This is a genomic window from Chitinophaga sp. (assembly GCF_035564935.1).
Taxonomy (GTDB): Bacteria; Bacteroidota; Bacteroidia; order Chitinophagales; family Chitinophagaceae; genus Chitinophaga.
The window spans coordinates 1-1,961 of sequence record NZ_DATMTE010000510.1 but is presented as its reverse complement, the minus strand read 5'-3'; the positions used below and the strand labels follow the sequence as shown (position 1 = coordinate 1,961).

At 45.0% G+C, this 1,961-nt stretch carries 2 protein-coding genes and 1 pseudogene; 2 read left to right on the top strand and 1 reads right to left on the bottom strand.

Annotated elements, in window-relative coordinates; genetic code table 11:
* Positions 1 to 146 precede the first annotated feature (146 nt).
* Positions 147 to 731 (bottom strand): hypothetical protein, encoded by a 585-nt coding sequence (locus VN105_RS13015; protein WP_325641519.1) that lies wholly within the window; start codon positions 729 to 731, stop codon positions 147 to 149.
* Positions 732 to 828: 97 nt separating this feature from the next.
* Between VN105_RS13015 and VN105_RS13010 the strand changes: the two genes are divergently transcribed.
* Positions 829 to 1,686 (top strand): AraC family transcriptional regulator, encoded by an 858-nt coding sequence (locus VN105_RS13010; RefSeq protein ID WP_325641517.1) that lies wholly within the window; start codon positions 829 to 831, stop codon positions 1,684 to 1,686.
* A 61-nt stretch (positions 1,687 to 1,747) separates the two neighbouring features.
* Positions 1,748 to 1,961 (top strand): annotated as a pseudogene (locus tag VN105_RS13005) (ester cyclase); the annotation flags it as partial.

Below are 1,961 nucleotides of genomic sequence, written 5' to 3'. Positions count from 1 at the left end.
AACCTGAGTCATACACAAAGCATATTTGTCATTTCAGTGATTAAAGCTACACACCAGGTAGTTTTTTAACGCTGCCAGATGAACATCCCCGGGCATGCAATCATGAACGGACCGGCAAATGAGATAAGATAAAAATCGCCGTAACGCTATGGCGCCACAGGGTTCATAAGATCAAACCCTGCATGAAAATCCAGGACTCCCGCAGCAGATTCTCCGGGATCAAAAACAACTACCATAGAACAAACCGGTTTTCTTTTCCGGGAATTAGCCGTTTCAAAAGCAATTCCCAGTTTCTTGTCTTCGTATACCACAATCTTTCTCGCCTTATTAGCAGATTCATAAGCCTGTGCTTTTTGCACATCAGGATATGCTTTCCTGATAGCAGCAATAGTACTTCCGGGTCCCACCCCTCTGGCGGTTCTGAACTTTGGTGAATTTACCCGGATCTGTTTTACATATTGTGTATCCTGGGTGCGCATGGCAGTAAATACTGCCAGCATATGTGAAGAATCGATACTGTTATCTTTTTTACGGCTGTACCAGATCCGCCAGGCCTTCATCATAGCAGCATCGCCGCCGTCCGGTTTCCCCAATACAGAAAGGCTCTGGGCCGGAGCTTCAAGTTTTATCTGCCCGATAGATTTTCCCGGAGTGATAAGCCAGGCGGTTTGCTGGGCGGTTACCGCAGTAGTAGCGGATAGAAGCGAAAAGAAAATAATGAGAAGACGCATAGCATCAGGTTTTGGAAATGGTTTCAAAAATGCTGCCATTAATAGTAACGTTTGGGTTGGGGAAAGGTTAAAAACCAAATTCCCTTACCTTTACCCCATGCTAGTCAAATTTCCCACAAACCAGGAGGGACAACAGATCCTGAAAGCAGGCAACTTCCATTTCGCCCAGCTGAAGCAAAGAAACAAAGCCGACAAGCGCACCATATTCCTGACGGAAAATGTAATGATATTCGTATTAACAGGACATAAGTTGTTGCATTTCGATCAGCATACCGTGAAAGTAGAAGCCGGTTCTATGTTGTTAATGAAACGCGGATTCTATGTGATGTCAGATTTTGTGGAAGATGGATTACAGTTTCAAAGTTTGCTGTTATATTTTTCAGATGAACAACTGCGCAGGTTCCTGCACAAATACAATTACACTACGCCGGTAAAAGCTGCTGCCACCAACTATCTCACGGTTCCCGTAACTCCTTTGCTGGAGGCCTTCAGGGAACAATATACCGCCTACTTCAGGCAGGAGCCATCCACCATGACTGCTTTGCTGTCTGTGAAATTATACGAAGCATTCCTTTTGTTGCTGGGTACACCACAACATACTTGTGTACTTGCCTTTATGCAGCAAATTGTATATGCGCAACCACAGGATATTAGCTTTATCGTAAAACAACACCTGTTCCAGCCGGTTACCCTGGAGGAGATGGCAAGATTATCGGGGCGCAGCCTGGCTTCTTTTAAACGTGATTTCCAGCAGCAGTATCAAACATCTCCCCGCCGGTGGATCAACGAACAACGGCTGTCTTATGCACATACATTGCTGGAATCCACTACACAACAGGTAGCCGAAATCGCCGCCACTTGTGGCTTTGAAAGCACGTCGCATTTTATCCGCATCTTTAAACTGCGCTACGGCGTTACTCCCAATCATGTCAGAGCCAAAAAGGCGATCATCTGAGCTTTTCCCGTTACCCGCCGTAAATATTCCGCGATAATTTTGTGTGCATAAAAAAAAGAAAATGCAAACATTATCCGAAAAGAATAAAGCAGTGGTAAAACGCTTTAATGAAGAGTTCCTCGTGAAAGGCAACCTGCAGGCTTTTGAAGAAATAGTGGCCCCGGACTTTATTAATCACACGGGGCCTGAAGGCAGCAAGGACCGTAACGCCACCCGCGATTTTATTTTAAAATTATTACATCCTGCCATGCCGGATCTTCAGCTTGAAATTTTTG

Coding starts and splice junctions, on each gene's coding strand:
- VN105_RS13010 (WP_325641517.1), top strand. CDS start 829: ATGCTAGTCAAATTTCCCACAAACCAGGAGGGACAACAGATCCTGAAA.
- VN105_RS13015 (WP_325641519.1), bottom strand. CDS start 731: ATGCGTCTTCTCATTATTTTCTTTTCGCTTCTATCCGCTACTACTGCG.